This window comes from Candidatus Phytoplasma sp. AldY-WA1, assembly GCF_020312115.2.
Taxonomy (GTDB): domain Bacteria; phylum Bacillota_I; class Bacilli_A; order Acholeplasmatales; family Acholeplasmataceae; genus Phytoplasma; species Phytoplasma vitis.
Window position 1 is genome coordinate 1 of record NZ_JAHRHX020000072.1, and the last position, 2748, is coordinate 2748.

At 22.3% G+C, this 2748-nt stretch carries 2 protein-coding genes; both read left to right on the plus strand.

Annotation, left to right across the window (positions count from 1 at the left end):
• Window positions 1-1045: hypothetical protein (locus KTO59_RS03935; RefSeq protein ID WP_284928745.1), on the plus strand; the 1045-nt coding region annotated here is incomplete at its 5' end.
• Window positions 1046-1119: 74 nt separating this feature from the next.
• The coding region (locus KTO59_RS03940) for a hypothetical protein (protein ID WP_284928747.1) at window positions 1120-2748 on the plus strand (1629 nt) is incomplete at its 3' end.

Below are 2748 nucleotides of genomic sequence, written 5' to 3' on the forward strand. Positions count from 1 at the left end.
AGAATCAGAAAAACCAATCAAAGTAAAATTATTATATAGGGAGAAAAATGGTACAAAAAGATGTTATTGCCCGAAACATGATATTTTCACAACCGAAGAGTTAAATAATTTAAACAGAACAATAAATTTAAATAATATCTCAGATACAGATATTAAGAACTTATATTTTGATTATGATTATATTGATAATTATTCTGAATGTATAGCAGAAATAAAACCAAAACCAACTTTTAAAAATTTTTTCGGTTCTTATGTTGTTTTTGATAATCAATTTTATGATTTAAATTCGAGAAAAATAAAATATAAACATGATTGGTTAAATGAAAATCCAATCGAAGTAAAATTATTATATAAGACGAAAGGTTACGACGTAAAAAGATATTTACCGAAAGATTATATGTTCACAACCCAAGATTTAAATGATTTAAACGGAAAAACAAATTTAAATAATATCTCAGAAACAGATATTATAAACTTATATGATGAGTATAGAGGAAGCGATTATAATTATAAAAAAGAAGTAAAACCAAAACAAACTTCTAAAATTCTTAGTCCTAAGGAAATATTGGATAGTAGTGATTCAAATACAAAAAAATATTATATTTATGGAGATCCAACTAAAAATATAACACATCCAACAGATTTATCAGACTTTAAATTTCCAAAATTAATCACTAAAAACGATAAAAAAGCTCCAGATAATTATGACAAAATAGAAACTCTTATTTTAATTAATTTTTGGAACGAAATGAGTTTAAATGATGAATTTTTTACCGCAGTTAAAAACGAATCCAATCAAAACAAAGATTTTTATACTGATGCAAGTCATGATTTAACTTTATTTACACAAATCACTTATACTTTAGTTGATAACAATGGCACATCTCATATTTTAGAAGTAGGAGGTCAAGGAACTAAATTAAAAGATATGAAACTTAATGATTCTAAAGCAGGTACAGGAGGAGGTTCTGGAAGAAGTATTACTGTTAGAGCTAAACAACCAATAACACAAGACAATACACACAACAACATTCGAACTAAATAATATTAATTTTGAATAATAAATTATTTTATTCACAAAAATATTTATAATATACAAAAAAACAGAGGCTTATTAAAATGTTTTTAGAAAGAAAAATTCAAAATCTCTTTTTTTTAATTTTTATAATTATTCTTGTCTGGTTCCCCCCTTTATATTTAGTTAAAGCTAATGAAGCTAAAGTTGTTAAAATTTCACAATCATGTAAAAAAATTCCTTCTTTTACAATAAATTCTAAATCAAATAATACTAAATTGCACTCGCCAGCTAAATTAACTTTCGATATTTACAATTTAGATGATATAGAAAAAACTAAAGAGGAAAGAAAATATTTTTATAAATTAACTTTTGAAGATAAAGATTTGTTGAAAGAGTTAGATAAAAAAAAACAAGCGTTAAAAGACAAATCATTCGTTTGCCATTTAAATACAAGTATTTTCGATTCAGATAATAATCCTTTAACTGATTTATTTGATATTAAATGTTCTTATCGCAAAAGTGGCACAAATGATTCTTTTGATGAATTTAAAAATTTATCTCAATCTCGAGATTTTTATGCTCGAGATTTTTATGAAATCGATATGGATAAAAAGAGATTAGAACTACAAAAAGAAAGAAAATTTTCTTTTTTTAAAATAGATTTAGAAGAATGGGCATATGATATCCAAATAGAAATTAAAACTAAAAAAGAAGAATTATATCTGAAAAAATATAAGAAATTAGAAAATGACAAGAAAAAAATTAAATTAAAATGTGAATTAGATATTACTGATAAAGATAATTATCCTGTTTATTTATTTGAAAATATATCTAAAACAATTAAAAATATATCTAAAACAAATTGTGATTTTGATATGTCTAAAACAAATTATGATTTTGATTTTATTTCAAGTTCAGATGTTAAAATTTTGTCAAATCCTATTTGGCTAGTCTTTAAAAAGAATAATGAATTTCTTATTTTGGATCTTATTATTAATCAAGAAGTTAAATATAAAGAATATAAAAAATATCAAGATTTAATGGATTTGTATCATTCTTCTTGGAAAAAAAGAATTGAAAACAAATTTGACGATGAATTTGACCGAAATTTAATAAGTTTAGAGTCGATAGTTGATGAAAATAAAAAAAAAAATTCAGAAATTATAGAAACAATATCATCGTTAAAAAAAACTATTTCTGTTAAAAAACAAGAATTAAATAATTTAAAACCACAATTAAAAAAAAAAAAAAATAATTCAAAAATTACAGAAACAATATCATCGTTAAACAAAACTATTTCTTTTAAAGAAGGAGAATTAAATAATTTAAAATTACAATTAAAAAACGAAAATAATTCAAGAAGAATATCATCGTTAAACAAAACTATTTCTGTTAAAGAACAAGAATTAAATAATGCAAAATCACAATTAAAAGAACAAGAATTAAATAATTTAGAATCGCAATTAGAAGAAAATATTTTAAATCAGAAAGAAACACAAAGAAAATATGACTCATCTAATAAAGAATATTTAGAAGAATGTAAAAAAAAAGAAGACAAAATTAAACAAGAATTTGATAGTAACAATGTTTCTAGAATAAAACTTTACTTTCTTAAAGAAATTTATGATATTAATAATTCTGATACTCATTCTTCTTTACATGTAAAACACGATTGGGATATAGGTGAAATTAAATACGACGGCGGCGCATCAAATAAACGTTTTAATAAT